At 73.5% G+C, this 1,423-nt stretch carries 2 protein-coding genes; both read left to right on the plus strand.

Annotation, left to right across the window (positions count from 1 at the left end; genetic code table 11):
- Window positions 1–859 (plus strand): proton-conducting transporter transmembrane domain-containing protein (locus tag G4D87_RS37770; protein ID WP_275902334.1); only part of this gene is annotated, 859 nt, incomplete at its 5' end.
- Window positions 856–1,423, plus strand: a 568-nt coding sequence (locus G4D87_RS37775) for a hypothetical protein (RefSeq protein ID WP_371928659.1), incomplete at its 3' end; no start/stop codon positions are given. The genes G4D87_RS37770 and G4D87_RS37775, both read left to right, overlap by 4 nt.

Raw genomic sequence — 1,423 nt, forward strand, 5'->3', positions numbered from 1 at the left:
GTTCGCGCTCTTCATCGCGGGGCTGGGGGTGAAGGCGGCGCTGGTGCCGCTGCACGGCTGGCTGCCGGCGGCCATGGTGGCGCCCGCGCCGGTGAGCGCGCTGCTGCACGCGGTGGCGGTGGTGAAGGCGGGGGCGTTCGGCATCGTCCGCGTCGTCTATGACGTGTTCGGCGTGCGCTATGCGCAGTCGCTGGGCGTGACGGGCCCGCTGGCGGCGGTGGCGGCCTTCACCATCCTCTATGGCTCCGTGCGCGCGCTGTCGCAGCAGAACCTGAAGCGGCGGCTGGCGTACTCCACGGTGAGCCAGGTCTCGTACATCGTCCTGGGCATCGCCATCGTCGGCCCGGTGTCCACCGTGGCGGCCTTGTCCCACCTCGTCCACCAGGGGCTGATGAAGATAACCCTCTTCTTCTGCGCGGGCAGCCTGGGCAAGGGGCTGCACATCCACGACGTGAAGGAGCTCAAGGGCGCGGGGCGGCGCATGCCGTGGACGATGGCGGCCTTCACGGTGGGGGCGCTGGGGATGATGGGCGTGCCACCCGTGGCCGGCTTCGTCACCAAGTGGTACCTGGGCCTGGGCGCGGTGAGCGAGACGGGCCAGGCCTGGGTGCTCTGGGTGCTGGTGGGCAGCACGGTGCTCAACGCCACCTACTTCCTGCCGCTGCTGAAGCGCGCCTGGTTCGACGCGCCGGACGCGGAGCCCGCGGGCCCCGCGCCACGGTGGGAGGGCCACCCGCTGCTGCTCTTCCCGCTGCTCACCACGGCGCTGCTGTCGCTGGTGGTGGGGTTGCTGGCGCACTCGCCCATCAGCCCGCTGTCCTGGGCCTGGCTCATCTCCCAGCGGGAGTTCCGGCCATGAGCGGCCGGGGCCTGCTGCTCGTCGCCGTCTTCCTGCCGCTGGTGGCCGCGGGGCTGGCGGCGGTGCGGGGGCCGCGGCGGTGGAGCGGCGCGCTGGCCTCGGTGGCGGCGCTGCCGGCGCTGGGGCTGGCGCTGGCGGCGGGGCGCTCGCCGTCGCTGGAGGTGGAGTTGCCGTGGCTGCTGCTGGGCGCGCGGCTGGGGCTGGACGCCACCAGCCGGCCCTTCCTCCTGGCCACGGCGCTGCTGTGGACGGCGGCCGGGGTGTACGCGGCGAGCTACCTGGCGGAGGACCCGCGGCGGCACCGCTTCCACGCGCTGTTCCTGGCGGCCATGTCCGGCAACCTGGGGCTGGTGCTGTCGCTGGACGTCATCAGCTTCTACACGGCCTATGCGGTGATGGGCTTCTCCACGTACGGGCTGGTCATCCACGCGGGCGGGCCGGAGGCGGAGCGCGCCGCGCGGGTGTACATGGGCTTCGTCATCTTCAGCGAGGTGCTGGTGTTCGCCGGGCTGGTGTTCGCGGTGGCGGCGGCGGGGGGCGCGCTGGACGTGCGCGCGGTGGCGG

The organism is Myxococcus vastator, assembly GCF_010894475.1.
GTDB classification, from domain to species: domain Bacteria; phylum Myxococcota; class Myxococcia; order Myxococcales; family Myxococcaceae; genus Myxococcus; species Myxococcus vastator.